Raw genomic sequence first — 26,076 nt, forward strand, 5'->3', positions numbered from 1 at the left:
AACCGAAGAGTTGATTGCGGCCGGTGGATGCTTGCCTCTACAGTGTCGGGATGTCTCCCGACGCTTCCCCCCTTCCCGACGCCGGCACGTCCGCGCTACCCGCCGCCCACCTGGTCGCCGCCGGCACTGCCGTGCAGGTTCTGGCACTGGTCGGCGACCTCAGCATGGGCCAGCCGCCGCACCAGTCCCGCCGGTGCGCTGTCCTGGCCGCCCGCATTGCCGCGCTGGACGGTGCCTCGGCCGACCTGATCCAGCAGGCGCAGCTGGTGGCCTGGCTGCGCTGGTCCGGCTGCACTGCCAATGCGGCGGGCTTTGCCAGCCTGCTGGGTGACGATGTGGGCGGACGCGAGGCCATGCTGAGGCAAGCCTTGCCCGAGGGGCATCCCCTGAACTTTGCGACGGTCGAGCCGCTGGCCCGCATCCACTGTGAGGTGGCGGGCGACGTGGCCGGCATGCTGGGTTTGCCGGGCGGGGTCGAGACCGGACTGCGCCATGTCTGGGAACACTACGATGGCAACGGCGTGCCGCAGCGGCTGCAGGGAGCGGCCGTGCCCGCCGTGGTCTATTACACCAGCCTGGCAGGGGATCTGGAGATTCATGCACGGTCGCACGATATCCCGTTCGCCCTGGAGGCGGTGCAGCGCAACGGCGGCATCAAGTATCCGGCCGAGCTGGTCAGCCGCGTCCTGCCGCAGGCGGCAGACTGGCTGGCGGCGCTGGACGAGGAGGCCGATGCGGCAGCGATACCGGTGGACCTGCCCATGCACGCCGTTCCCCTGAGCATCGTGGCCGACCTGATCGAACTGAAGCTGCCGTGGTTGACCGGCTACTCCAGGCGCGTCAGCGAACTGGTGCAGCGGGCAGCCGTGCTGGCGGGCCTGCCTGTGGAGCAACAGGAACGGCTGGCACGGGCCGCCTTGATCCATGGCATCGGGCGTGCTTCGGTTTCCAATACGATCTGGGAGCGCGAGGGCCGTCCGGGTCAGGCTGACTGGGAGCGCATTCGCCTCGCACCCTACTGGACCGCCCGTGCCGGCGCGCTGATCCCCGACCTGCGTCATGAGGCCGCGCTGGCCTCGCAACTATATGAACGTCTGGATGGCAGCGGTTATTTCCGGGGGCTGGACGCCGACATGCTGGGATTGCCAGCCCGACTCCTGGCGGCCGCGTCGGTCCAGGCCGCGCTGTGCGCCCGCCGTCCCTGGCGCGAGGCGTATGCGCCGCAGGCCGCCGGGGAGGTGCTGCAGGAGCAGGCCCGTCTTGGCCGCGTTGATCCGGAGGCGGTGCGCTGGGTGCTGGCCGCAGCGGCAGGAGAGGGTGTTCCGCTCCCGGTCCGCAAGGGCTTGCTCTCCGAGCGCGAGGTCGAGGTGCTGCGCCGCATCAGCCTGGGCGAGAGCAACAAGGAAGCCGCCCGTACCATGCAGATCAGTCCCTCCACCGTACGCACCCACGTCGAGAGCATCTTCCGCAAACTGCAGTGCTCCACGCGGGCGGCCGCCACCCTCAAGGGCTTGCACCTGGGTTTGATCTGATCTTCATCCAATGCCGTATTTCTACGGCATCAACGGTCCGACCACTGCACCGGTCTGGTGAGCGGGCTCACTTTTTTTCCGGGCTCACGCTGTGCTGCAACATGCCACCCTGAAAGCGAGCCCGGTCGTCCGACCTCTTCCAATTTCCTGACAAAATGTCAGCGCCTTGCGTAAACGTTTGCGAGCGCCCGCAAAATTTCCGTAAATCATTGAATTTGCGGGATATTTCTCTGGCGTCGACGGGCTTTTTTGATTAAATTGAGCGCTGTTTCAAAAACCGGCGCGTTTTTCCGGCTTTTGTGCATGCATTTCCGCAAATTCACTGCGAGATGCACAAATCTGAACAAAGGGACAAGAAGGGGAGATCTCTCGGGAGCAAATAGCGGGCAGTGGACAAAATACGCGCAATGGCGTTTTTGTGTTGCACTGCAAAAAATCGAAGTGGCTGCCTATTTGCCACAACTCGCTGCGAAGTGCCCCAGATAAGCCCTTGATCTGGCTGCAAAAGGTTTGACTTACCGGAAAACGAACCTTTATAATCGCCGGGCTTTTAAGCTGCCGTCTGCTCGTAAAGGGTGCGGCGCATGCACGATATTGGATAGATATGCTGCGCATCATTCTATTGCAGCTCCTCACCACGGTCATCGCTGCCCTGGTGGCGGGGATGCTGGGCGGACTTCCGGCGCTTTGGTCCGCATTGTTGGGAGGCGTCTGCTGTGTCGTTCCCAATGCCCTGTTTGCACTGCGACTTCATGTCAGTGCGCAGAAACCCGGTGGTACCAACCCGATGACGTTTTTCTTCGGGGAATTTATCAAGATTGCTACGACTTTTGCGCTCATGGGCGCGATCGTTTGGTTGTACCACGGTGTTCACTGGCTCGCATTTTTGCTGAGCTTCATCGTGGTGCTTAAGAGTTATTTCATTTTACTGTTTAGACACCGACCATGACCGTAGAAGCCGCAGAGCACGCGCCGACAGCCTCTGAATATATCGTCCACCACCTCGGACACCTCTCCACGCATCACCAGACCAAGATCGTCGATTTCTCCATCCTGAACGTGGATACCATCTTCTGGTCCGTGTTCTGCGGCGTGATCGCCTGCTTCTTCATGTTCCTGGCTGCCCGCAAGGCAACCTCGGGCGTGCCGGGCCGCTTCCAGGCCTTCGTCGAGATGGTCGTCGAAATGGTGGAAGACCAGTCCAAGGCCATCGTCCACGGCGACCGCACCTTCATCGCCCCGGTGGCGCTGACCGTGTTCGTCTGGGTGGCCCTGATGAACTCGCTGGACTTCCTGCCGGTGGACCTGGCTTCCGGCATCCTGGGCCTGTTCGGCCTGGGTGAAATGCATCACCGCATCGTTCCGACCGCCGACCTCAACGGCACCCTGGGCATCGCCCTGGGCGTGCTGGCGCTGATGCTGTATTACAGCGTCAAGATCAAGGGCGCAGGCGGCTTCATCCACGAACTGTTTGCAGCACCCTTCGGCATCTGGCTGGCTCCGTTCAACCTGCTGCTGAACATCATCGAATTCGCCGCCAAGACCGTGTCCCTGGGCATGCGACTGTTCGGCAACATGTATGCAGGCGAACTGTTGTTCCTGCTGATCGCATTGCTGGGATCGACCGCGACCGCATTCGGCTTCATCGGCCATGTGATCGCCGGTTCTATCTGGGCAATTTTCCACATCCTGATCGTGTTGCTCCAAGCATTCATCTTCATGATGTTGACACTGGTTTACCTGGGCCAGGCGCACGAAGCGCACTAACACAAGGCTTGCAGTACCTGTTTTTCAGTTTGTTTTTTGGTTTTGTATTTAATTTAACTTTTCTTAAGGAATTGTCATGACTGATGTCTCTTTCGTTGCTCTGGCTTGCGGTTTGATCATTGGCCTGGGTGCTATCGGCGCTTGTATCGGTATCGCGATCATGGGCGGTAAGTACCTCGAAGCATCCGCACGTCAGCCTGAACTGATGAACACCCTGCAAACCAAGATGTTCCTGCTGGCTGGCCTGATCGACGCGGCCTTCCTGATCGGCGTTGGTATCGCCATGCTGTTCGCATTCGCAAATCCGTTCATCGCCAAGTAATTCGCGCTTCATAGCCGATTCTCATCTGCCGGACGATTGGTTCCGGCACTCGTTATTCTGAGAAGGAAATTACCGTGAACTTAAATGCAACATTGATTGCACAGTTCGTGGTCTTCTTCATCCTCGCCGGCTTCACGATGAAATTCGTGTGGCCGCCGTTGATTAAGGCGCTCGATGAACGCGCCAAGAAGATTGCGGACGGGCTGGCAGCCGCTGACCGCGGTAAGGCCGATCTGGCCGCCGCCGAAAAGCGTATCCAGGGCGAACTGGCATCGGCACGTGATGAAAGCCAGAAGCGCATCGGCGAAGCCGAAAAGCGCGCTCAGCTGATCATTGAAGAAGCCAAGAAGACGGCCGCTGAAGAAGCTGCCCGCATCATCGCCGCTGCCCGTGCCGACGCTCAACAGCAAGTGAACCAGGCACGTGAAGAACTGCGCGGCCAGGTCGCAACGCTCGCCGTCAAGGGCGCGGAACAGATCCTCAAGCGCGAAGTGAATGCGGCTGCTCACGCCGACTTGCTGAATCAACTGAAGACAGAGCTGTAATATGGCCGAACTCGCAACGATCGCTCGTCCTTACGCCGAAGCCTTGTTCCGTGTGGCCAAGGCAGGCAGCCTGGCAGCCTGGTCCGATCTCGTCGACGAGATGGCCCAGGTGGCGGCGCATCCCGAGGTGCAGGCCCTGGCGCAGAACCCTTCCGTATCGCATGACAAGCTGGCAGAAGTGTTTGCCGCTGCCCTGAAGACCCCGCTGTCCGTCGAGGCGCAGAATTTCGTCAAGACGCTGGTCGACAACGGCCGCCTGGTCCTGCTGCCGCAGATCGCCGAACAATTCCACGTGCTCAAGAACACGGCGGAAGGTTCGGCCGATGCCAACATCGTGAGCGCCTTTGAGCTCAGCGATGCCCAGGTCAAGGATGTGGTCTCGGCACTGGAGAAGAAGTTCGGCCGCAAGCTGAACCCCTCCGTGACGGTCGACAGCAGCCTGATTGGCGGTGTGCGCGTCGTGGTCGGCGACGAAGTGTTCGATACCTCCGTGCGCGCGAAGCTGCAGCAGCTGCAAGCTGCTCTGGCCGCGTAAGTGCCTCTGGCTGGCTAAGCGAAAGAACAATTTTTAGGAGTTAGTATGCAACTCAACGCATCTGAAATCAGCGAGCTGATCAAGAGCCGGATCCAAGGCCTTGGCGATACCGCTGAGATTCGCAATCAGGGCACGGTCATTTCCGTGTCCGACGGTATCTGCCGTATCCATGGTCTGTCCGACGTGATGCAAGGTGAGATGCTGGAATTCCCGGGCAACACCTTCGGCCTGGCGCTGAACCTGGAGCGTGACTCGGTGGGCGCCGTTATCCTGGGCGAATACGAACACATCTCTGAAGGCGACCTGGTCAAGTGCACCGGCCGCATCCTGGAAGTGCCGATCGGTCCTGAACTGAAGGGCCGTGTGGTCAACGCACTGGGCCAGCCGATCGACGGCAAGGGTCCGATCAACGCCAAGCTGACCGCCCCGATCGAAAAGATCGCCCCGGGCGTGATCGCGCGTCAGTCCGTGTCGCAGCCGATGCAGACCGGCCTGAAGTCGATCGACTCCATGGTGCCTGTCGGCCGTGGCCAGCGCGAGCTGATCATTGGTGACCGCCAGACCGGCAAGACCGCTGTTGCGATCGACGCCATCATCAATCAAAAGGGTCAGAACATGACCTGCATCTACGTTGCGATCGGCCAGAAGGCTTCGTCGGTCAAGAACGTGGTGCGCGCACTGGAAGCCCACGGCGCGATGGAATACACCATCGTCGTGGCAGCAACCGCCTCCGAATCGGCAGCGATGCAATACGTGTCGGCCTACTCGGGTTGCGCCATGGGCGAATACTTCCGCGACCGCGGCCAGGACGCCCTGATCGTGTATGACGATCTGTCCAAGCAAGCCGTGGCTTACCGTCAGGTCTCGCTGCTGCTGCGCCGTCCGCCGGGCCGTGAAGCTTACCCTGGCGACGTGTTCTACCTGCACAGCCGCCTGCTGGAACGTGCTGCCCGCGTGAACGCCGACTACGTCGAGAAGTTCACCAACGGCGAAGTCAAGGGCCAGACCGGTTCCCTGACCGCACTGCCGATCATCGAAACCCAGGCTGGTGACGTTTCCGCCTTCGTTCCGACCAACGTGATCTCGATCACCGACGGCCAGATCTTCCTGGAAACTTCGCTGTTCAACGCCGGTATCCGTCCTGCGATCAACGCCGGTATCTCGGTGTCGCGCGTCGGTGGCGCTGCCCAGACCAAGGTCATCAAGGGCCTGTCCGGCGGTATCCGTACCGACCTGGCACAGTACCGTGAACTGGCTGCCTTTGCGCAGTTCGCTTCCGACCTGGACGAAGCCACCCGCAAGCAGCTGGACCGCGGTGCGCGCGTGACCGAACTGCTGAAGCAGGCTCAGTACACCCCGCAATCGATCTCGATCATGGCTGTCACCCTGTTCGCCGTCAACAAGGGCTACATGGACGACGTCGAAGTGAAGAAGATCCTGGCCTTCGAGTCGGGTCTGCACAACTTCATGAAGACCAGCCACGCTGACCTGCTGAAGAAGATCGAAGACACCAAGCAACTGGATAAGGATGCTGAGGCAGCCCTGGCAGCCGCCATCGCTGACTTCAAGAAATCCGGCGCGTACTAATTCTTACTGAAGCTATAAGGAGTCTTACTCATGGCTACAGGTAAAGAGATACGTGGCAAGATCAAGAGCGTAGAAAATACGAAGAAGATCACCAAGGCGATGGAAATGGTCGCGGCATCCAAAATGCGCAAGGCGCAGGACCGGATGCACGCAGCCCGCCCGTACAGCGACAAGATCCGCAACATTGCGGCCAACCTGTCGCAGGCCAATCCGGAGTACGTGCACCCGTTCATGGTCCAGCAGGATACGGCCAAGCGCGTTGGTTTCATCGTCGTCACGACCGACAAGGGTCTGTGCGGCGGCATGAACACCAACTCGCTGCGTCTGTTGACCAACAAGTTCCGTGAACTGGAAGGCCAGGGCAAGGCCATCGAAACCGTCGCCATTGGCAACAAGGGTTTGGGTTTTCTGAATCGCATCGGCGCCCGTGTGGCCGCCAACGTGACGCAACTGGGTGATACGCCGCACCTGGAAAAGCTGATCGGCCCCGTCAAGGTGCTGCTCGACGCTTACCAGGAAGGCAAGCTGGACGCGGTGTACCTGGTGTACACCAAGTTCATCAACACGATGAAGCAGGAAGCCACCCTGCAGCAGCTGCTGCCGCTGACCAGCGACAAGCTCAAGGCTGACGAGGGTGCGCACTCCTGGGACTACATCTATGAGCCCGATGTGCAATCCGTGGTGGACGAACTGCTGGTGCGTTACGTCGAAGCGCTGATCTATCAAGCCGTCGCCGAGAACATGGCCTCCGAGCAATCGGCGCGCATGGTCGCGATGAAGGCCGCCAGCGACAACGCAGGTAGCGTGATCGGTGAGTTGAAGTTGGTCTACAACAAGACTCGCCAGGCCGCCATTACCAAAGAGCTGTCGGAAATCGTCGCCGGTGCGGCTGCGGTCGGCTGATCAGCTGGCGTAGCGTAGCGAAACAGAATTTAAATTTTATCTATTGAAGGAACGAAAATGGCTGATGGCAAAATCGTTCAGTGTATCGGCGCTGTGGTGGACGTGGAGTTTCCGCGCGATGCGATGCCCAAGGTTTACGATGCCTTGAAATTGGAAGGTTCGGATCTGACCCTGGAAGTCCAGCAGCAGCTGGGCGACGGCGTGGTTCGTACCATTGCGCTCGGTTCGTCGGACGGTCTGCGCCGCGGCCTGACCATCTCGAACACCGGCAAGCCGATCACCGTGCCCGTCGGTACCGCGACCCTGGGTCGCATCATGGACGTGCTGGGGAACCCGATCGACGAATGCGGTCCGGTCTCGCACGAGCAAACCGCTTCGATCCACCGCAAGGCTCCCGCGTACGACGAACTGTCGCCCTCGCAAGAGCTGCTGGAAACCGGCATCAAGGTTATTGACCTGGTTTGCCCGTTCGCCAAGGGTGGCAAGGTTGGTCTGTTCGGTGGCGCCGGTGTGGGCAAGACCGTGAACATGATGGAACTGATCAACAACATCGCCAAGGCGCACAGCGGTCTGTCCGTGTTCGCCGGTGTTGGTGAGCGTACCCGTGAAGGTAACGACTTCTACCACGAAATGGCAGAAGCCAAGGTGGTGGACCTGGAAAACCCGACCAACTCCAAGGTCGCCATGGTCTACGGCCAGATGAACGAACCGCCGGGCAACCGTCTGCGCGTGGCGCTGACCGGCCTGACCATCGCGGAAGGTTTCCGTGATGAAGGCAAGGACGTGCTGTTCTTCGTCGACAACATCTACCGTTACACCCTGGCCGGTACCGAAGTGTCCGCGCTGCTGGGCCGTATGCCTTCGGCCGTGGGCTACCAGCCGACGCTGGCCGAAGAAATGGGCCGCCTGCAAGAGCGTATCACCTCGACCAAGACTGGCTCGATCACCTCGATCCAGGCCGTGTACGTCCCTGCGGATGACTTGACCGACCCGTCGCCGGCAACCACCTTCGCCCACTTGGACTCGACCGTCGTTCTGTCGCGTGACATCGCCTCGCTGGGTATCTACCCCGCCGTCGATCCGCTGGACTCGACCTCGCGCCAGCTGGACCCGCAAGTGGTCGGCCAGGAACACTACGAGACCGCCCGTGCGGTCCAGGGTACCCTGCAGCGCTACAAGGAACTGCGCGACATCATCGCGATTCTGGGCATGGACGAACTGGCACCGGAAGACAAGCTGATCGTCGCCCGTGCTCGCAAGATGCAACGTTTCCTGTCGCAGCCCTTCCACGTCGCCGAAGTGTTCACCGGTTCCCCGGGCAAGTACGTTTCGCTGAAGGACACGATCAAGGGCTTCAAGATGATCGCCAGCGGCGAACTGGACCACCTGCCGGAACAAGCGTTCTACATGGTCGGTACCATCGACGAAGCAATCGAAAAGGCCAAGAAGATCAACTAAGACTGGCCATGCCGTCGCAGGCAGCGGGTGCGTAACCCGGGCCGGTGGCGGCAGGTAAGTACACATTGATTCATTGGCGCCGCTCCTGTTCGCAGGAGCGGTCCATCGACTAGGAAACGACATGGCACATACTATTCACGTGGACGTGGTCTCGGCGGAAGAGGAAATCTTCTCCGGCGAGGCAGAATTCGTCGCGTTGCCGGGCGAAGCGGGTGAACTGGGTATCTATCCCCGTCACACCCCGCTGATCACGCGCATCAAGCCAGGTGCTGTCCGTATCAAGGTCGCGGGCCAGGCACACGAGGAATTCGTGTTCGTGGCCGGCGGTCTGCTGGAAGTGCAGCCCGACGCCGTGACCGTGCTGGCCGACACCGCCATCCGTGGTGCCGACCTGGACGAAGCCAAGGCCGCCGAAGCCAAGCGTCTGGCCGAGGAAGCGCTGGTCAACCGTGACTCCAAGATCGACCACGCCGCAGCCCAGGCCGAACTGGCCGCCGCCGTGGCACAGCTGGCCGCGATCCAGAAGTTGCGTCAGAAGCGCTGATCGGCAGCGGCGTTCTTCCTTGCGAAGCACGCCCGGCCCGGCAGCACAGCAGCACAGGTTTACCGCAGTAATTCAGTACGTGAAAAGGCAGCTTCGGCTGCCTTTTTTCATGCGCGCTCGGTACGCTCAGACCTGCTTTTCGCTTTCCGCTTTCCTTTGTCCCCTCCTCACGAGCTCACAGTCATTGCTGAGCTGACCAAGCCTGCCGGTTTCGGGCACTTAGGAACAATCTGCTTCAAACCTTCCCCAATGCCGCGTCCAATGGCACTGCGGGCATTGCCATCCTCGGGTAAAGTGCCCGGATGGTGAAGGACAGAACCATTTGCGTCCATCCAAATCATTTATACCATTCGCCCCTTTCAATCCAGCCGGACAGGAGCCCTCATGTCGCCAGCTGCACCCGCATCTTCCGCATCCCCTTCCACGGCCAGCCCGCACCAGCACGGCAAGCCCATCATTGCCGTGGTCGGTCTCTCCAATCGCCCCGAGCGCGCCAGTTTCGACGTGGCGGCCTACATGCAGTCCGCGGGCTATCGCATCGTGGCCGTCAATCCCATGTACGCTGGCCAGACCATTCTCGGTGAGTACTGCCACGCCAGCCTGCAGGACGCCAGCGCGGCCCTGGCCAGTGATGGCTTGCGCATCTCCATCGTCGATTGCTTCCGCAAGTCGGCCGACATCCCGCCGGTGGTGGAGGAGGCCATTGCGATCGGCGCGGAATGCGTCTGGATGCAACTCGACATCGTCCACGAAGAAGCGGCGGCGCGCGCCCGTGCCGCCGGGCTGAAGGTAGTCATGGACAAGTGCATCAAGATCGAGCACGCCATGGGCCAATCCCACGGCGTGTTGTAAGACGTCACCGGTCCCAACCTGAAATGATTTATAACGAAAAAAGCGAGACAGCATGGCAAAGAAAATCGGCCCGCAATTCATTGTCCATCCCAAGTTCGTCCTGAAGGAAAGTGAAGCCTCCACCAAGCCGCTCTCCAGCGGCGACAAGGAAACCGACCGCGCCACCGTGCAGCGCCTGGCAGCCGAGATCGGCCTGCAGCAGCAGATGCTCTACGCCGGCCACAAGCACAAGGTGCTGGTGATCCTGCAGGGCATGGATACCAGCGGCAAGGATGGCACCGTCAATGACGTCTTTGCGGCCGTCAATCCGCAAGGCATCCGCATCGCCAACTTCAAGGGGCCTACGGCCATCGAACTGGCGCACGACTACCTTTGGCGCGTGCATGCGCAGGTACCGGTGGCGGGGGAGATTGCCGTCTTCAACCGCAGCCATTACGAGGATGTGCTCATCACCCGCGTGCACGACTGGATCGACGACAAGGAGTGCAAGCGCCGCTATCGCCAGATCAACGACTTCGAACGCATGCTGTGGGAAACCGGAACGGTGGTGTTGAAATTCTTCCTGCACATTTCCAAGGCCGAGCAGAAATCACGCCTGCAATCGCGCATCGATGATCCCAACAAGCACTGGAAATTCGATCCGCAAGACCTGGCCGAACGCAAGTTCTGGGATGCCTACCAGCAGCGCTACCAGGAGGTGCTGCGCCAGACCAGCACCCTGCATGCGCCCTGGTATGTGGTGCCGGCCGACTCCAAGACCCACCGCAACCTGCTGGTGGCCAATGTGGTCCTGGAGACGCTGCAGAAGCTCAAGCTGCGCTTCCCCGACCCCAAGCCCGAACTCAAGGATCTCAAGTTCGACTGAGGCCGGGCACGAGTCAACCGGCGCTTACTTGATCACTTCAGCCACTTGTCGAAGATGCGCTGGTATTCGCCGGTCGCCTTGGCCAGGTGCAACCAGGTATCGACATAGGCCTTGAAGGCGACATCGCCGCGCGGCAGCAGGTAAGCCTTCTCGGCGAACTGCAGCGGCTGGTCAGGCTGCACCGGGCACAGTTCCGGATGCAGCTTGGATTGCCACAGGGTCTCGCTGGCATCGGTGACCATGACGTCGGCCTTGCCATCGATGATCTGCTGGAAGATGGTGACGTTGTCCGGATGCTGGAGCAGGGTCGCATTCTTGTAGCGGGCCTTGGCAAAGCGCTCGTTGGTGCCGCCCGGGTTGACGATGGCGCGCGTGCCGGGCTGGTCGATCATGTCGAAGTTGCGGAACTTGTCCTTGTCGGCACAGCGGATGATGGGCGCTTTTCCATCCACCATGACAGCCTCGGAGAAGGCCGCCCGGCGGGCGCGATCGAGGGTGATCGAGACACCGCCCATGGCCACGTCGCACTGGGCGATGAAGTCATTCATCAAGGTGCTCCAGGTGGTCTTGACGAACTGCGCCTCCACGCCCAGCGACTTGGCCAGCGCTTGGCCGAGTTCCACGTCCATGCCTTCGAAGGTCTGGTCGGGGCGATAGTAGGTGAAGGGCTTGTAGTCCCCGGTCATGCAGATGCGCAGCTTGCCGGCCTTGATGACCTGGTCCAGGCGTGAGGCAGGGAGGGCGTCGTCGGCACGGGCCGCCGACAGCGTCAGGCAAAGCGACAGGGTGGCCAGGCCTGCGAGCAGGGCGGTGCGGATGATGGACTTCATGGAAGCTCCTCGTGGATGATGATGGACAGGAACGTTGGCATTGAATTCGGTCCGCTTCTTGTTCATTGGAAGGACCGGCTGGCGACAGCCATCGGATCATAGCAAAACCGCGCGCCACGACCTGCATCAATATCAGCGCACGCTGATAGCGACAATTAGCCGGAAGCCATGCGCGGAGGATGAGATAATGCCGGATTGTCGTCAGACCGCATTGCAGGCCGACCATGTCCTCCTCTTCTTCCATGTCCACCTTCGCTCCGCTCAAAAACGATACCTTCCTGCGTGCGCTGCTGCGCCAGCCCACCGACTACACGCCGCTGTGGCTGATGCGCCAGGCCGGCCGCTACCTGCCGGAATACCGCGCCACGCGCGCCCGTGCCGGTTCCTTCATGGGGCTGGCCACCAATCCCGACTACGCCACTGAAGTCACCCTGCAGCCGCTGGAACGCTATCCGCTGGACGCCGCCATTCTCTTTTCGGACATCCTCACCGTGCCGGACGCCATGGGCCTGGACCTGTATTTCGCGGATGGCGAAGGTCCCAAGTTCGAGCGCCCCTTGCGCGACGAGGCGGCCATCCAGGCCCTGCAGGCCCCCGATCTGGGCAAGCTGGACTACGTCTTCAAGGCCGTCACCCAGATCCGCCGCGAACTCGATGGCCGCGTGCCCCTGATCGGCTTCTCCGGCAGCCCCTGGACCCTGGCCTGCTACATGGTCGAAGGCGGCGGCTCGGATGATTTCCGCCTGGTCAAGAGCCTGCTCTATCGCCGCCCGGACCTGATGCACCACATCCTCAAGACCAATGCCGATGCCGTGGCCGCCTACCTGAACGCGCAGATCGCCGCTGGTGCGCAGGCCGTGATGATCTTCGATACCTGGGGTGGCGCACTGGCCGATGGCATCTACCAGCAATTCTCGCTGGCCTACATGCAGCAGGTGGTCAGCCAGCTGCAGCGCCAGCAGGATGGCCAGCAGATCCCGGTGATCGTCTTCACCAAGGGCGGTGGCCTGTGGCTGGAGCAGATCGCCGCCATCGGCGCCGATGCCGTCGGCCTGGACTGGACCGTCAACCTGGGCGAAGCCCGCCGCCGCGTGGGCGACAAGGTAGCCCTGCAGGGCAACCTCGATCCCAACGTGCTCTTTGCCGGTGACGACGCCATCCGCGCCGAAGTGCGCAAGCTGCTGGAGTCCTTCGGACGCCCCGGCGCCGGTAGCGGGCATGTCTTCAACCTGGGCCACGGCATCTCCCAGCACACCCCGCCGGAAGCGGTGGCGACCCTTGCGCAGGCCGTGCACGAGATCAGCCGCTCGCTGCGCGGTTGAACGTGCGCGTATCTGTCGTTATCTTTTCGTATTTGTGCAGTTTGCCAAGTCCATATGCACATTCGTGCCACTGGCGAGGGACTTATGCACATACAGGCAGAATTTTTGACTGAGAATCAAATTTATTTGAATATGAAGGATTGCGCAGAGGGCTCTTGTGTAACCCATTGATTTTATTGGGTTTAATTTTTTGGCTTGCAGAGACATTTTTGCTGAAACATGCACTGGCCGTGGCTTGCGAGCTTGTCAATAGGCAGTTGCCCACAAAGTTATCCACAGACGCTGTGCATAAGACCCAAAAGCGTTTACAAAACCGCTGCTTATCGAAATCTTTGAAGGTTTACTTTAAGTTTGTAGGACAGTGAGATAACGGCCTGCCGGCCAAAGCCGACAAAATTCTGTCGGTCAGGACTTGACAAACGCTGGGCACATTGCCCCTTGGTGCAGACTTATGCACACAGGAAGCACCAGCGCCATGCGCAAAGCTTCCATGCAAAAATATTTTTCGTGCTTGAAGCCTCGGATGCAAGTCATTGATTTCATTGGCTTAATTTTTTGCCCTCGATTTGGGCAACGCATCGCAAGCCGCAGCCAGCCTGCGCGGGGCGATGTCAAGTGGCACTTGTCCCCAAAGTTATCCACAGCGTATGTGGATAGGTCCAAAAATGACGATGAAACCGGGGCTTAGCCCGGTTTTTCAGGATTGACTTTAAGTTCGTGGAACAACGCCTGCTCCAGGTGGCGCTCGATACGCCCCTGCATACCGTCTTCGATTACCGCTGGCAGCCGAACACGCCGGAGGAGCCCATGCCGGCCATCGGCCAACTGGTGGTGGTGCCGTTCGGCCGCCGCGAAGCCGTGGGTGTGGTCGTTGGCCATGCGGATCAGACCGACTTGCAGGCCAACAAGATCAAGGACGTCATTGCCGTGCGCCACCAGTTGCCGCCCATGTCGGCGCACTGGCTGGCACTGTGCGGCTTCGCTGCCGACTACTACCAGCGCCCGCTGGGCGAGGTGATGCTGCCGGGGCTGCCCAAGAACCTGCGCGCCCTGACCACCGTGGCGCTGGACAAGGCGCTCAAGGCCCTGGGCCGTCTGGTCGCGCCCAAGAAGACCAAGGCGCGCCGCAAGACCCGCGCCGAGGCTGAAGCGATCACCGCCGAAGCAGCAGAACCCGGCCTGCAGGCTGCACCCGATCCGCTCGAGCTGGGTGAGGCACCGCCCCTGAACCCGGCCCAGCAGCAGGCCGTGGACGCCATCGCCGGTGCCACGGGATTCGCGCCGTTGCTGCTGTACGGCGTCACCGGCAGCGGCAAGACCGAGGTCTACCTGCAAGCCGCCGCCGCCATCCTGCGCCGCGCAGCCGATGAGGCGGCACAGGGCAACAAGGAACAGCAGACCCAGACGGCCGACCCCGGCCAGCCCGCGCCGGCCCCCGCGCAGATCCTGGTGCTGGTGCCCGAAATCAACCTGACCCCGCAACTGGAAGGCAACATCCGCGCGCGCTTCCCGCACCTGAACGTGGTGGCGCTGCACAGCGGACTGGCCGAGGGCGAGCGCGCCCGCAACTGGCTGGCCGCGCACCTGGGCCAGGCCCACATCGTGCTGGGCACGCGGCTGGCGATCCTGTCTTCGCTGCCATCCCTGAAGCTCATCGTCATCGACGAGGAACACGATCCCTCCTACAAGCAGCAGGAAGGCCTGCGCTATTCCGCGCGCGACCTGGCGGTGTGGCGCGCGCACCAGCTCGGCATTCCGGTGGTGCTGGGCTCGGCCACGCCCTCGCTGGAAACCTGGCACCACGCCCAGGCCGGCCGCTACCGCCGCCTGGAATTGCGCCAGCGCGCAGCTCAGCAGGCGGTGCTGCCCACCGTCAAGGTGATCGACATGGAGCGCGACAAGCCCGTCGATGGCCTCACCGCCGGCCTGATCGCCGCCGTGCGCAAGCGCCTGGAGCAGGGCGAACAGTCTCTGCTGTTCCTGAACCGCCGCGGCTATGCGCCGGTACTGGCCTGCGATGCCTGCGGCTGGATCAGCAACTGCATGCGCTGCGATGCCTTCATGGTGGTGCACCGGCCCGAGCGCCGCCTGCGCTGCCACCATTGCAGCCTGGAACTGGCCATCCCGCGCGCCTGCCCGACCTGCGGCAACGTCGATCTGCAGCCGTTGGGGCGCGGTACCCAGCGGGTGGAGGAGGGATTGGGGGCGATTTTCCCCGGCGCGCGCGTGTTGCGCATCGATGCCGATTCGACCCGCCTGAAGGGTTCGGCCCAGAGCGCCTTCGACAGCGTGCACCGGGGCGAGGTGGATATCCTGGTCGGCACCCAGATGGTGGCCAAGGGACACGATTTCAAAAAGCTCACGCTGGTGGGCGTGCTCAATCCCGATACGGCGCTGTTTTCGCACGACTACCGCGCCAGCGAACGGCTCTTTGCCCAGCTCATGCAGGTGGCCGGCCGCGCCGGACGGGCCGGGCTGTCCGCCGATGGCAGCTCGGGCGAGGTGCTGATCCAGACCCGCTATCCGCATCACCCGCTGTACCAGGCCGTGATGCGCCATGACTACGACGGCTTTGCCGGCGACCTGCTGGACGAGCGCCGCCAGGCCCATTTCCCGCCCTTCATGTACCAGGCCCTGCTGCGCGCGGAGGCGCGCGAGCTGGATACGGCCATGGCTTTCCTGAAGGAGGCTGCCGCCCTGTTGGACGCCCCCGCCATCACCATCAACGAACCGATCCCCATGACCATGATGCGGGTGGCCAACGTGGAGCGGGCGCAGTTGCTCATCGAATGTCCATCACGCCCGGCGCTGCAAGGCTTCCTCAAGCACTGGCTGGCCAAGTTGCGGCAACTGAAGACGCGGGTGCGCTGGTCGCTTGAGGTCGATCCGGTCGATATATGAAGGCAGCCCGGCCGCAGGCGGGCCCCCGGCGCATCGTGAAATGCCGGGTGAAGTTTGTTGCAAAATTGACCTAAGCGCGTCCAAGCGCCGGCAAGCGAGGCTGCGTGCTTTGTTGTGATTGCGCCATCTTTATGGAACAGAGAGCTTGCCTGTGTGCAAGCTGCTTGCTCGGGCAGCCAACATGGTGCGCCTAGCCGGTATAATCTCGGCTGCTCAACCAATTGCAAGCGATCCCTCCGCGCGGCGCAGCCTGCCAGACCAGCGCCTCGGCCGCTTCCGCTTTACCCCTCATTCCCATGCTCGCACAACAGAAACAACGCATCTCCGACCTGTTCTCGTCCGCCTTGCAGCCGCTGCTGGCTGATAGCGGCCTGACCCCGACCATCACCCTGGAGCGTCCGCGCGATGCCTCGCACGGCGACATCGCCTGCAACATCGCCATGCAGCTGGCCAAGCCGCTCAAGAAGAACCCGCGCGAACTGGCGCAAGCCATCGTGGCCGCCGTCATGGCCGACCCGGCGCGTGAAGGCCTGGTGGAGTCGGTCGAGATCGCCGGCCCCGGCTTCATCAACCTGCGCGTGGCGGCTGCCGCCAAGCAGGCGGTGGTCAAGGTGATCCACGAACAGGGCGAGGCTTTCGGCCGTGGCAGCCTGGGCGCTGGCAAGAAGGTGCTGGTCGAGTTCGTCTCGGCCAACCCGACCGGTCCGCTGCACGTGGGCCATGGCCGCCAGGGCGCGCTGGGTGATGCGCTGTCCTCGCTGCTGGAAGCCCAGGGCTATGACGTGCTGCGCGAGTTCTACTACAACGATGCCGGCGTGCAGATCGCCACGCTGGCCACCTCGGTGCAGGCGCGTGCGCGCGGCTTCAAGCCGGGTGACGCCGAATGGCCCGAGTCGGCCTACAACGGCGACTACATCGCCGACATCGCCCGCGACTTCCTCGACAAGAAAACCGTCTCGGCCAGCGATGGCGAACCCGTCACCGGCAGCGGCGATGTGGAAGACATGGAATCGATCCGCCGCTTCGCCGTGGCCTACCTGCGCCACGAGCAGGACCTGGACCTGCAGGCCTTCGGCGTGAAGTTCGACAATTACTACCTGGAGTCCTCGCTCTACGCCGACGGCAAGGTGGCCGCCGCCGTGGAGGCGCTCATTGCCGCCGGCAAGACCTACGAGCAGGATGGCGCGCTCTGGCTGCGCACCACCGACTATGGCGACGACAAGGATCGCGTCATGAAGAAGACCGACGGCACCTACACCTACTTCGTGCCGGACGTGGCCTACCACATCAACAAGTGGCAACGCGGCTACGGCAAGGTCATCAACATCCAGGGCAGCGACCACCACGGCACCATCGCCCGCGTGCGCGCCGGCCTGCAGGCTGCCGGCGTGGGCATCCCGCAGGGCTATCCCGACTACGTGCTGCACAAGATGGTCACCGTCATGCGCAATGGCGAAGAGGTCAAGATCTCCAAGCGCGCCGGTTCCTACGTCACCCTGCGCGACCTGATCGAATGGTCGGCCGGCGAAGCGGTCGAGGGCCAGGAACGTGATCTCACGCGCGGCCGCGATGCGGTGCGCTTCTTCCTGATCTCGCGCAAGGCCGATACCGAGTTCGTCTTCGACGTCGACCTGGCCCTGGCGCAGTCCGATGAAAACCCGGTCTACTACGTCCAGTACGCGCATGCCCGCATCTGCACCGTGCTTGGCAAGTCGGGCGTGGATGAAGAAGCGCTCAAGACCACGGCCGACCTGTCGCTGCTGACCGCCCCGCGCGAAGCGTCGCTGCTGGCCAAGCTGGCCGAGTATCCGGACATGCTGGCCCATGCCCTGCAGGAACTGGGACCGCACCAGGTGGCCTTCTACCTGCGCGATCTGGCAGGCGAACTGCATAGCTACTACAATGCGGAACGCGTGCTGGTCGACGATGTCCCAACCAGGTCTGCACGCCTGGCGCTGTTGTCCGCCACCCGCCAGGTGCTGCGCAACGGCCTGGCATTGTTGGGCGTATCGGCTCCGGCCAGAATGTAAAACAAGCAGCTAAAGAGAAACGTGAAACCGTTGAACGCGAAATATCACAAGCAGGCCGGCGGTACGCTGCTCGGCCTGATCCTGGGTTTGATCGTCGGCCTTGGGATCGCCGTGGGTGTGGCACTGATGATCACCAAGTCGCCCATCCCCTTCGTCAACAAGGTGACGCGCCCCGAGCGCGCCGACCCGACACCGGCCCAGGCGGCCGATCCCAACCGTCCGCTCTACGGCAACCGCGACATCGCCCGCGAAGCAGCGCGCGACCAGCAGCAGTCGCAGACGCCGGTGCCGCCCAATACCGCTGCTGCGCAGCCGGTGCCGCCGGTAGCGCCGACACCGCAGGCCAGCCCGGCCACGCCGGCACCGTCCAAGTCCGACAGCAAGACCGCTGACGCCAAGCCCTCGGCCAACACGCCTGCGAGCCCGGCCGCCAAGAACGACACCAACGACGACAAGTGGACTTACTTCCTGCAGACTGGTGCCTTCCGCGACCAGGCCGATGCCGAAAGTGCCCGCGCCAAGCTGGCCCTGCTGGGCTTCGAGGCCAAGGTCACCGAGCGCACGGCAGACAGTGGCGTGCTTTACCGCGTGCGTATCGGTCCCTTCGAGCATGCGGAGTCGATGAACCGCACGCGCAGCAAGCTGTCCGATAACGGGGTCGATGCCGCCATCGTGCGCATCCCCAAATAAACAGATCGCACCGTGGATGCCGGCGGCAGGGGATAACCGACCGGCACGACGGGCTTGGAACGGCCCCAGGCCGATTCCGCCGACTATCCATCAGAGAGGGTAATACCATGCGTTTCCATCAAAAGCTGCTAGCTGCGGTCAGCTTCGGCGTACTGGCTTTCACCGCCAGCGTTGGCGCTTCGGCCTCGCCGGCCAATCCGCAAGTGGGCAGCGACTACCGTGTGCTGGAGCAGGCCCAGCCGACCGACTCCGGCAACAAGGTCGAAGTCACCGAATTTTTCTGGTTCGACTGCCCGCACTGCGCGGCCTGGGATCCGTCGCTGACGGCGTGGGTCAAGAAGCAGGGCGACAAGATCAGCTTCAAGAAGGTGCCGGTGGCCTTCCGCGACAGCTTCGTGCCGCAGCAGAAGCTCTACTACACGCTGGAAGCCATGGGCCGTGCCGATGAGCTGACCCCCAAGATCTTCCAGGCCATCCACGTGGAAAACCAGCGCATCAACACCGACAAGACCATCCTGGCCTACATCGAGAAGATCGGCCTGGACAAGCAGAAATTCCTCGACCTGTACAATTCCTTTGGCGTGCAGACCAAGGCCCGCCGCGCGGCCCAGCTGCAGGAAGCCTACAAGGTCGACGGCGTGCCCATGATCGCCATCGATGGCCGTTACGTGACTTCGCCGGCCGTGGTCGGCGTGGCCCTGGCCAACCAGCCGGAATCGATGCAGCAAGCCGCCGCCCTGCAGGTGATGGATCACCTGGTGGCCAAGGTGGCTGCTGAAAAGGCCGCTGGCAGCACCCCCGCGAAAAAGAAATAAGCTTCACCCGTTCCACACGGTCCGCGTCCGCAAGGCCGCGGACCGTTGTCATTTGGGCAGCAGAAATTACCTAAACCTTCAACTCACATCAGGAGCAGGCATGGCCAACCCTCTCGTCGTTGCAGCCCAGGAACGCGTGTTCCTGACCGGCGCCTCCAGCGGTATCGGCATGGCCCTGGCGCAAGCCTACGCCCGCCGTGGTGCCATCCTCGGCCTGGTCGCGCGCCGCACGGCCGAGCTGGAAGCCCTGCGCGCCAGCCTGCCGCATCCGGAGCGGCATCGCGTCTATGCCCTTGACGTGACTGACCACACGGCCCTGGCGGCCGCAGCCGAAGCCTTCCTGGCCGAATTCGGCGGGGCTGACGTGGTCATTGCCAACGCCGGCATCTCGCAAGGCACGCTGACCGAATACCAGGAAGACCTGCCGGCCTTCGAACGCATCCTGGCCGTCAACGTCACGGCCACCTTTGCTACCTTCACGCCCTTCGTGGCCCGCATGAAGGCCGCGCCGCCCGCGCAGCGCAATCGCTGCCGCCTGGTCGGCATCGGCAGCGTGGCCGGCATTCGCGGCTTGCCGGGGGCGGGGGCCTACAGCGCTTCCAAGTCGGCCGTCATCAGCTATTGCGAATCGCTGCGGGTGGAGCTGCGCTCTTCGGGCATCAAGGTCGTGACCATTGCGCCGGGCTACATCGATACCCCGATGACCCGCGTGAACACCTATCCGATGCCCTTCCTGATGCCCGTGGAGCGCTTTGCCGAGCGTGCCGTCGAGAGCATCGCCGAGGGCGTGAGCTATCGCGTCATCCCGTGGCAGATGGGAGTGGTGGCCAAGCTGCTGCGGCTGCTGCCGAACTGGCTGTACGATATCGCCTTCGCCCGCGCGCCCCACAAGAAACGCAATCTGTAATCTGGCGGCTGCGGCCGCCCCTGGAGTTTTTCATGAAGATCATTTTTGCCGGCACGCCGGAATTCGCCGCCGTCGCGCTCGAAGCGCTGTACGCTGCCGGTCACGAGATCACGCTGGTGCTGACCCAGCCCGACCGCCCCGCCGGACGCGGCATGCAGCTGCAGGCCTCGCCCGTGAAGCAGTGCGCGATCAAGCACGGCACGCCCGTGGCGCAGCCTGTCTCCCTGCGCCTGAACGGCAAGTATCCGGACGTGGCCCAGGAAGCCCACGCCCTGCTGCAATCGACCCCGCATGACGTGATGGTGGTGGCTGCCTATGGCCTGATCCTGCCGCGCAGCGTGCTCGACATCCCGCGCCTGGGCTGCATCAACATCCACGGCTCGCTGCTGCCGCGCTGGCGCGGTGCCGCCCCCATCCATCGCGCCATCGAGGCCGGTGACGCCGAGACCGGCATCACCATCATGCAGATGGAAGAGGGCCTCGATACCGGCCCCATGATGCTCATCGAAAGCGTCCCCATTGCCGAAGACGACACCACCGGCACCCTGCATGACAAGCTGGCCGCGCTGGGCGGCAAGATGATCGTGGAAGCAATTGCGAGGCTGGAACAGGGCACGTTGCCGGCCACGCCGCAGCCGGAAGAGGGCGCCAACTACGCCGCCAAGATCGCCAAGGAAGAGGCCGCGCTCGACTTCACCCAGAGTGCCGAGCAACTGGCTCGCCGCATCCGCGCCTTCAATCCCTTCCCCGGCGCAACGGGCCGCTTCGGCGATACCGTGGTCAAGCTGTGGCAGGCGCGTCCGGTCAAGGTGGCGCAGCAGGGCGAGCCGGGACAGGTACTGTCGGCCGATGCCCAGGCCGGCATCGTGGTGGCTTGCGGTGAAGGCGCATTGCTGCTGACGGAACTGCAGAAGCCGGGCGGCAAGCGCCTGCCGGCGGCAGAATTCCTGAAGGGATTCCCGCTGGAAGGCGGCCGCTTCGCCTGAGCGCTGCGACCACCTTCTGGCAGGCATGAGGACTTTGGTTCAGGCGCGAACTAAGTCCTCCCGTCGCGCCTGAATGCCTGCGCGAATCAACGCGCCTGTTCTTCCTCGAACTGCCTGAGCACCAGCGGCAGATGCCGCCAGAACAGTTCCTCGCCCAGATGCACGCGCGCCTGCCAGTCATCGGCCGCATCGTCATCGGCGCCATCGGTGATGAACTTGAAAGCCCGCCACGGCAAGCCAAAGTGCCGGCACACGCGGGCGATGGCAAACAATTCCATATCCACCAGATCGACCTTCTGTTCCAGCAGCCAGTCGTCGGCTGCCGTCACGAAGCTGTCGCCGGTGCCGCACAGCACGCCGGGATAGCCGGACTCCAGGCGCGCCGGCTGTTGCTCCTGGTTCATCAATGGCGTCACCCCGCGCGGTGCCAGCGGCATGGCCGCCATGTCGCGCTGGATGACGGCCGCCACTTCGAGCAGCCCGTCGTGCCCCGGATCGATCTTCCCTGCCGTGCCGAAATTGATGAGCGCGCGCGGGCGACGGGTCAGGATGGCCTGGGTCGCATGCAGGGCGGCATTGACCTTGCCCACGCCGCAATAGACCACCTGCACCCCCGCCGGGGCGGCGGCGGCATCGAGTTCATTTTCCAGGGCGGTCAGAATGAGGATGGGCGGGTGATCGGGCATGGATGTAAATAGTTAACATTCTGCAACCAAGCCCCGCCCGCAAAGCCTGCCGGAAGGCGGGGGGAGGGTGCTTTGGCGTATAATCGGGTTCACTTTTTGCCTGACGAACCGGCTCTTTTCTGGCCGGTTTTTTTATCCGCAGCGCGCTCGCGTGCGGGATCAGGCCTCGCATTGTTGCCGTTACCAGAGAAAAACGCCAGATGAAGCCGAACGAACTGTGCCAGACCGAATTGCTGCTGCGCGACCTGATGTCGCAGCGCATCCTCATCCTCGATGGTGCGATGGGCACCATGATCCAGCGCTACAAGCTGACCGAAGAGGATTATCGCGGCCAGCGCTTCGCCGACTTCAGCGTTCCCGGCAAGGACCTGTTCGTCAAGGGCAACAATGAACTGCTCTCGCTGACCCAGCCGCACATTATCCAGGAAATCCACGAGCAATACCTGGCTGCCGGTGCCGACCTGATCGAGACCAATACCTTCGGCGCCACCAGCGTGGCCCAGGACGATTACCACATGGCGCACCTGGTCTACGAGATGAACGTGGAATCGGCGCGCCTGGCCCGTGCGGCCTGCGACAAGTACTCGACCCCGGACAAGCCGCGCTTCGTGGCCGGTGCCCTCGGCCCCACGCCCAAGACGGCCTCCATCTCGCCAGACGTCAACGACCCGGCCGCGCGCAACGTCACCTTCGATCAACTGGTAGCGGCCTACCTGGAGCAGACCCGTGCGCTGGTCGAAGGCGGTGCCGACGTGCTGCTGGTCGAGACCATCTTCGACACGCTCAACTGCAAGGCGGCTTTGTTCGCCATTGATACTTTCTTCGAAGAGAGCGGCAAGCGCCTGCCCATCATGATCTCGGGCACCGTCACCGATGCCTCCGGCCGCATCCTGTCGGGCCAGACCGTGACGGCCTTCTGGAACTCCATCCGCCATGCGCGCCCGCTGACGGTCGGCCTGAACTGCGCCCTCGGTGCAGCCCTGATGCGCCCCTATGCGGAAGAGCTGTCCAAGATCGCCGACACCTACGTCTGCATCTATCCCAACGCCGGTCTGCCCAATCCGATGAGCGATACCGGCTTCGATGAAACCCCGGACGTCACCTCGGCCCTGTTGAAGGAATTCGCCGAGAGCGGTTTCGTCAACGTCGCCGGTGGCTGCTGCGGCACCACGCCGCCGCACATCAAGGCCATTGCCGAGACGGTGGCCACCATCGCCCCGCGCAAGCTGCCCGAGCCCACGCACGAGATGCGCCTGTCGGGCCTGGAGCCCTTCACCATCAATGATCAGTCGCTCTACGTGAACGTCGGCGAGCGCACCAACGTCACCGGTTCCAAGGCCTTCGCCCGCCTGATCCTGAACGAGCAGTACGACGAGGCCCTGGCAGTGGCCCGCCAGCAGGTCGAGAACGGCGCGCAGATCATCGACATCAACATGGATGAGGCGATGCTCGATTCGGTCGCCGCCATGACGCGCTTCCTCAACCTGATCGCCTCCGAGCCGGACATCGCGCGCGTGCCCATCATGATCGACTCCTCCAAATGGGAAGTCATCGAAGCGGGCCTGAAGTGCGTGCAGGGCAAGTCCATCGTCAACTCCATCTCGATGAAGGAAGGCGAGGAGAAATTCCTGCGCGAAGCCAAGCTGTGCCGCCGCTATGGTGCGGCCGTCATCGTCATGGCCTTCGACGAAGTGGGCCAGGCCGATACCTTCGCCCGCAAGATCGAGATCTGCGAACGCGCCTATCGCCTGCTGGTGGACAAGCTGGACTTCCCGCCCGAAGACATCATCTTCGACCCCAACATCTTTGCGGTCGCCACCGGCATCGAGGAACACAACAACTACGCGGTCGACTTCATCGAAGCCACCCGCTGGATCCACCAGAACCTGCCCTACGCCAAGATCAGCGGTGGTGTTTCCAACGTGTCCTTCAGCTTCCGCGGCAACGACCCGGCGCGCGAAGCGATCCATACCGTGTTCCTGTATCACGCCATCAAGGCCGGCATGACCATGGGCATCGTCAATGCCGGCATGATCGGCGTCTATGACGACCTGCCGGCCGAGCTGCGCGAGCGCGTGGAAGACGTGGTCCTGAACCGCCGCGAAGACGCCACCGAGCGCATGATCGAATACGCCGCCACCTTGAAGGCTGGCGACAAGAAGGAAGAAGCCACCCTGGAATGGCGCAACCTGCCGGTGGCCAAGCGCCTCTCGCATGCGCTGGTGCACGGCATCACGCAGTGGATCGTGGAAGACACCGAAGAGGTGCGCCAGCAGGTCGCCGCCGATGGCGGCCGTCCCATCCACGTGATCGAAGGTCCGCTGATGGATGGCATGAACGTGGTCGGTGACCTGTTCGGCCAGGGCAAGATGTTCCTGCCGCAGGTGGTCAAGTCGGCACGCGTGATGAAGCAGGCCGTGGCGCACCTGATCCCCTTCATCGAAGAAGAGAAGCGCCAGCTCGAAATCGCCACCGGTGAAGTCGCCAAGCCCAAGGGCAAGATCGTCATTGCCACCGTCAAGGGCGACGTGCACGACATCGGCAAGAACATCGTCACCGTCGTCCTCCAGTGCAACAACTTCGAGGTCGTCAACATGGGCGTGATGGTGCCCTGCGCCGAGATCCTGGCCAAGGCCAAGGAAGAGAAGGCCGACATCATCGGCCTCTCCGGCCTGATCACCCCGTCGCTGGAAGAGATGGCCTACGTCGCCAAGGAAATGCAGCGCGATCCGTATTTCGCGGGTCTCAAGATGCCGCTGATGATCGGCGGCGCCACGACCTCGCGCGCCCACACGGCCGTCAAGATCGCCCCCAATTACGAAGGCCCGGTGGTCTACGTGCCCGACGCCTCGCGCGCCGTGTCGGTGGCGCAGTCGCTGCTGGCCGACGAGCAGAAGACGCAGTACGTGGCCGACCTCAACGCCGACTACGAACGCATCCGCGAACAGCACGCCGGCAAGAAGGCCGCGCCCATGCTGTCGCTGGCAGCGGCCCGCGCCAACAAGACCAAGCTGGAATTCGCACCGGTCAAGCCCAAGTTCATCGGCCGCCGCCTGTTCAAGAATGTGGACCTGGGTTTGCTGGCCAACTACATCGACTGGGGTCCGTTCTTCCAGACCTGGGACCTGGCCGGTCCTTATCCTGCGATCCTCACCGATGAAGTCGTGGGCGAAGCGGCGACCAAGGTCTTCCAGGAAGCCCAGGCCATGCTGAAGAAGATTATCGATGGCCGCTGGCTCACCGCCAATGGCGTCATCTCGCTCTTGCCGGCCAACACCGTCAATGACGACGACATCGAGATCTACACCGACGACAGCCGCAGCCAGGTCGCCTTCACCTATTACGGCCTGCGCCAGCAGACCGAGAAGCCGGTGGTGGATGGCGTGGCGCGTCCCAACCAGTGCCTGTCGGACTTCATCGCGCCCAAGGCATCGGGCGTGCAGGATTACATCGGCATGTTTGCCGTGACCGCTGGCCTGGGGATCGAGAAATACGAAAAGCGCTTCGAGGATGCCCACGACGATTACTCGTCGATCATGCTCAAGGCCCTGGCCGACCGCCTGGCCGAAGCCTTTGCCGAATACCTGCATGAGCGCGTGCGCAAGGACCTGTGGGGCTATGCCGCTGATGAGAACCTGAGCAGCACCGATCTCATCAAGGAAAAATATCTCGGCATCCGTCCCGCCCCCGGCTATCCGGCTTGCCCGGAGCACACCGTCAAGGCTGAGGCTTTCCGTGTCATGCAGTGCGACGAGATCGGCATGCAGTTGACCGAGTCTTACGCCATGTTCCCCGGCGCCTCGGTGTCGGGCTTCTACTTCGCGCATCCGCAGTCGAAGTACTTCGTGGTCGGCAAGATCGGCGAAGACCAGGTCGTGGATATGGCAGAGCGCCGCCATGTGCCCAAGGAAGAGGTGGAGCGCTGGCTGGCGCCGAACCTGTAAATGATTTACGGAATCGCCGTCCGGCCTGATGCCGGACGGTTAGTTTCATTTCCGG

At 62.6% G+C, this 26,076-nt stretch carries 22 protein-coding genes; 20 read left to right on the top strand and 2 right to left on the bottom strand.

Annotated features, from left to right (window positions below; translation table 11 throughout):
- The first annotated feature begins 50 nt into the window (after positions 1-50).
- From ACWHXP_RS23030 to ACWHXP_RS23085, 12 genes are all read left to right on the top strand, one after another.
- A complete protein-coding gene (locus ACWHXP_RS23030; RefSeq protein WP_489634964.1) occupies positions 51-1,532 on the top strand; it encodes an HD domain-containing phosphohydrolase in 1,482 nt (493 codons plus the stop codon).
- A gap of 604 nt (positions 1,533-2,136) precedes the next feature.
- Positions 2,137-2,481, top strand: coding sequence for an ATP synthase subunit I (locus tag ACWHXP_RS23035; RefSeq protein WP_039783514.1), 345 nt, complete (start codon positions 2,137-2,139; stop codon positions 2,479-2,481).
- The gene (gene atpB, locus ACWHXP_RS23040; RefSeq protein ID WP_034330986.1) at positions 2,478-3,299 is read left to right on the top strand and encodes a F0F1 ATP synthase subunit A; all 822 of its coding nucleotides are present in this window, start codon (positions 2,478-2,480) and stop codon (positions 3,297-3,299) included. Before ACWHXP_RS23035 ends, atpB begins: the two co-directional genes overlap by 4 nt.
- A 76-nt stretch (positions 3,300-3,375) precedes the next feature.
- Complete coding sequence (gene atpE, locus ACWHXP_RS23045; RefSeq protein ID WP_006461334.1) at positions 3,376-3,621, top strand: F0F1 ATP synthase subunit C; 246 nt, start codon at positions 3,376-3,378, stop codon at positions 3,619-3,621.
- 74 nt (positions 3,622-3,695) lie between these two features.
- Entirely contained in the window at positions 3,696-4,166 is a 471-nt protein-coding gene (locus ACWHXP_RS23050; protein ID WP_489634963.1) for a F0F1 ATP synthase subunit B, read from the top strand.
- Position 4,167: 1 nt separating this feature from the next.
- On the top strand, positions 4,168-4,701 hold the full coding sequence (locus ACWHXP_RS23055; protein ID WP_034330982.1) for a F0F1 ATP synthase subunit delta: 534 nt from the start codon (positions 4,168-4,170) through the stop codon (positions 4,699-4,701).
- Between the two features lie 45 nt (positions 4,702-4,746).
- A complete protein-coding gene (gene atpA, locus ACWHXP_RS23060; protein WP_034330981.1) occupies positions 4,747-6,288 on the top strand; it encodes a F0F1 ATP synthase subunit alpha in 1,542 nt (513 codons plus the stop codon).
- A gap of 30 nt (positions 6,289-6,318) precedes the next feature.
- Positions 6,319-7,191, top strand: a complete 873-nt coding sequence (gene atpG, locus ACWHXP_RS23065) for a F0F1 ATP synthase subunit gamma (protein WP_034330979.1) — start codon at positions 6,319-6,321, stop codon at positions 7,189-7,191.
- Between the two features lie 57 nt (positions 7,192-7,248).
- The gene (atpD, locus tag ACWHXP_RS23070; protein WP_008332979.1) at positions 7,249-8,649 is read left to right on the top strand and encodes a F0F1 ATP synthase subunit beta; all 1,401 of its coding nucleotides are present in this window, start codon (positions 7,249-7,251) and stop codon (positions 8,647-8,649) included.
- A 121-nt stretch (positions 8,650-8,770) separates the two neighbouring features.
- Entirely contained in the window at positions 8,771-9,193 is a 423-nt protein-coding gene (locus tag ACWHXP_RS23075) for a F0F1 ATP synthase subunit epsilon (RefSeq protein WP_008332978.1), read from the top strand.
- A gap of 384 nt (positions 9,194-9,577) precedes the next feature.
- A complete protein-coding gene (locus ACWHXP_RS23080) occupies positions 9,578-10,045 on the top strand; it encodes a CoA-binding protein (RefSeq protein WP_489634962.1) in 468 nt (155 codons plus the stop codon).
- Positions 10,046-10,097: 52 nt separating this feature from the next.
- Positions 10,098-10,910 (top strand): polyphosphate kinase 2 family protein, encoded by an 813-nt coding sequence (locus ACWHXP_RS23085; RefSeq protein WP_034330975.1) that lies wholly within the window; start codon positions 10,098-10,100, stop codon positions 10,908-10,910.
- 32 nt (positions 10,911-10,942) lie between these two features.
- On the opposite strand, the gene ACWHXP_RS23090 is transcribed toward ACWHXP_RS23085, so the two are convergent.
- The gene (locus ACWHXP_RS23090; protein ID WP_489634961.1) at positions 10,943-11,740 is read right to left on the bottom strand and encodes a transporter substrate-binding domain-containing protein; all 798 of its coding nucleotides are present in this window, start codon (positions 11,738-11,740) and stop codon (positions 10,943-10,945) included.
- Between the two features lie 224 nt (positions 11,741-11,964).
- Between ACWHXP_RS23090 and hemE the strand changes: the two genes are divergently transcribed.
- The 7 genes from hemE to fmt all read left to right on the top strand — a co-directional run bounded on the left by hemE (position 11,965) and on the right by fmt (position 21,391).
- The gene (hemE, locus tag ACWHXP_RS23095) at positions 11,965-13,062 is read left to right on the top strand and encodes a uroporphyrinogen decarboxylase (protein WP_489634960.1); all 1,098 of its coding nucleotides are present in this window, start codon (positions 11,965-11,967) and stop codon (positions 13,060-13,062) included.
- Positions 13,063-13,779: 717 nt separating this feature from the next.
- The gene (locus tag ACWHXP_RS23100) at positions 13,780-15,963 is read left to right on the top strand and encodes a primosomal protein N' (protein ID WP_489634959.1); all 2,184 of its coding nucleotides are present in this window, start codon (positions 13,780-13,782) and stop codon (positions 15,961-15,963) included.
- 296 nt (positions 15,964-16,259) lie between these two features.
- Positions 16,260-17,993 (top strand): arginine--tRNA ligase, encoded by a 1,734-nt coding sequence (gene argS / locus ACWHXP_RS23105; RefSeq protein WP_134137043.1) that lies wholly within the window; start codon positions 16,260-16,262, stop codon positions 17,991-17,993.
- Positions 17,994-18,014: 21 nt separating this feature from the next.
- Entirely contained in the window at positions 18,015-18,683 is a 669-nt protein-coding gene (locus ACWHXP_RS23110; protein ID WP_489634958.1) for an SPOR domain-containing protein, read from the top strand.
- Between the two features lie 107 nt (positions 18,684-18,790).
- The gene (locus tag ACWHXP_RS23115; RefSeq protein WP_039783539.1) at positions 18,791-19,498 is read left to right on the top strand and encodes a thiol:disulfide interchange protein DsbA/DsbL; all 708 of its coding nucleotides are present in this window, start codon (positions 18,791-18,793) and stop codon (positions 19,496-19,498) included.
- A 100-nt stretch (positions 19,499-19,598) separates the two neighbouring features.
- Positions 19,599-20,405, top strand: a complete 807-nt coding sequence (locus tag ACWHXP_RS23120; RefSeq protein WP_134223616.1) for an SDR family oxidoreductase — start codon at positions 19,599-19,601, stop codon at positions 20,403-20,405.
- Between the two features lie 32 nt (positions 20,406-20,437).
- Positions 20,438-21,391, top strand: coding sequence for a methionyl-tRNA formyltransferase (gene fmt / locus ACWHXP_RS23125; protein WP_489623982.1), 954 nt, complete (start codon positions 20,438-20,440; stop codon positions 21,389-21,391).
- An 86-nt stretch (positions 21,392-21,477) separates the two neighbouring features.
- On the opposite strand, the gene ACWHXP_RS23130 is transcribed toward fmt, so the two are convergent.
- On the bottom strand, positions 21,478-22,077 hold the full coding sequence (locus tag ACWHXP_RS23130) for a phosphorylase family protein (RefSeq protein ID WP_489623981.1): 600 nt from the start codon (positions 22,075-22,077) through the stop codon (positions 21,478-21,480).
- Between the two features lie 200 nt (positions 22,078-22,277).
- Here ACWHXP_RS23130 and metH point away from each other — a divergent pair, with 200 nt between their 5' ends.
- Positions 22,278-26,021, top strand: coding sequence for a methionine synthase (metH, locus tag ACWHXP_RS23135; RefSeq protein ID WP_489634957.1), 3,744 nt, complete (start codon positions 22,278-22,280; stop codon positions 26,019-26,021).
- The last annotated feature ends 55 nt before the right edge of the window (positions 26,022-26,076 follow it).

The organism is Herbaspirillum sp. Her2, from assembly GCF_057961375.1.

Excerpts from the sequence above, each read along its gene's own strand:
- ACWHXP_RS23030 (WP_489634964.1), top strand. The coding sequence starts at position 51 with ATGTCTCCCGACGCTTCCCCCCTTCCCGACGCCGGCACGTCCGCGCTA.
- ACWHXP_RS23035 (WP_039783514.1), top strand. The coding sequence starts at position 2,137 with ATGCTGCGCATCATTCTATTGCAGCTCCTCACCACGGTCATCGCTGCC.
- atpB (WP_034330986.1), top strand. The coding sequence starts at position 2,478 with ATGACCGTAGAAGCCGCAGAGCACGCGCCGACAGCCTCTGAATATATC.
- atpE (WP_006461334.1), top strand. The coding sequence starts at position 3,376 with ATGACTGATGTCTCTTTCGTTGCTCTGGCTTGCGGTTTGATCATTGGC.
- ACWHXP_RS23055 (WP_034330982.1), top strand. The coding sequence starts at position 4,168 with ATGGCCGAACTCGCAACGATCGCTCGTCCTTACGCCGAAGCCTTGTTC.
- atpA (WP_034330981.1), top strand. The coding sequence starts at position 4,747 with ATGCAACTCAACGCATCTGAAATCAGCGAGCTGATCAAGAGCCGGATC.
- atpG (WP_034330979.1), top strand. The coding sequence starts at position 6,319 with ATGGCTACAGGTAAAGAGATACGTGGCAAGATCAAGAGCGTAGAAAAT.
- atpD (WP_008332979.1), top strand. The coding sequence starts at position 7,249 with ATGGCTGATGGCAAAATCGTTCAGTGTATCGGCGCTGTGGTGGACGTG.
- ACWHXP_RS23075 (WP_008332978.1), top strand. The coding sequence starts at position 8,771 with ATGGCACATACTATTCACGTGGACGTGGTCTCGGCGGAAGAGGAAATC.
- ACWHXP_RS23080 (WP_489634962.1), top strand. The coding sequence starts at position 9,578 with ATGTCGCCAGCTGCACCCGCATCTTCCGCATCCCCTTCCACGGCCAGC.
- ACWHXP_RS23085 (WP_034330975.1), top strand. The coding sequence starts at position 10,098 with ATGGCAAAGAAAATCGGCCCGCAATTCATTGTCCATCCCAAGTTCGTC.
- ACWHXP_RS23090 (WP_489634961.1), bottom strand. The coding sequence starts at position 11,740 with ATGAAGTCCATCATCCGCACCGCCCTGCTCGCAGGCCTGGCCACCCTG.
- hemE (WP_489634960.1), top strand. The coding sequence starts at position 11,965 with ATGTCCTCCTCTTCTTCCATGTCCACCTTCGCTCCGCTCAAAAACGAT.
- argS (WP_134137043.1), top strand. The coding sequence starts at position 16,260 with ATGCTCGCACAACAGAAACAACGCATCTCCGACCTGTTCTCGTCCGCC.
- ACWHXP_RS23115 (WP_039783539.1), top strand. The coding sequence starts at position 18,791 with ATGCGTTTCCATCAAAAGCTGCTAGCTGCGGTCAGCTTCGGCGTACTG.
- ACWHXP_RS23120 (WP_134223616.1), top strand. The coding sequence starts at position 19,599 with ATGGCCAACCCTCTCGTCGTTGCAGCCCAGGAACGCGTGTTCCTGACC.
- fmt (WP_489623982.1), top strand. The coding sequence starts at position 20,438 with ATGAAGATCATTTTTGCCGGCACGCCGGAATTCGCCGCCGTCGCGCTC.
- ACWHXP_RS23130 (WP_489623981.1), bottom strand. The coding sequence starts at position 22,077 with ATGCCCGATCACCCGCCCATCCTCATTCTGACCGCCCTGGAAAATGAA.
- metH (WP_489634957.1), top strand. The coding sequence starts at position 22,278 with ATGAAGCCGAACGAACTGTGCCAGACCGAATTGCTGCTGCGCGACCTG.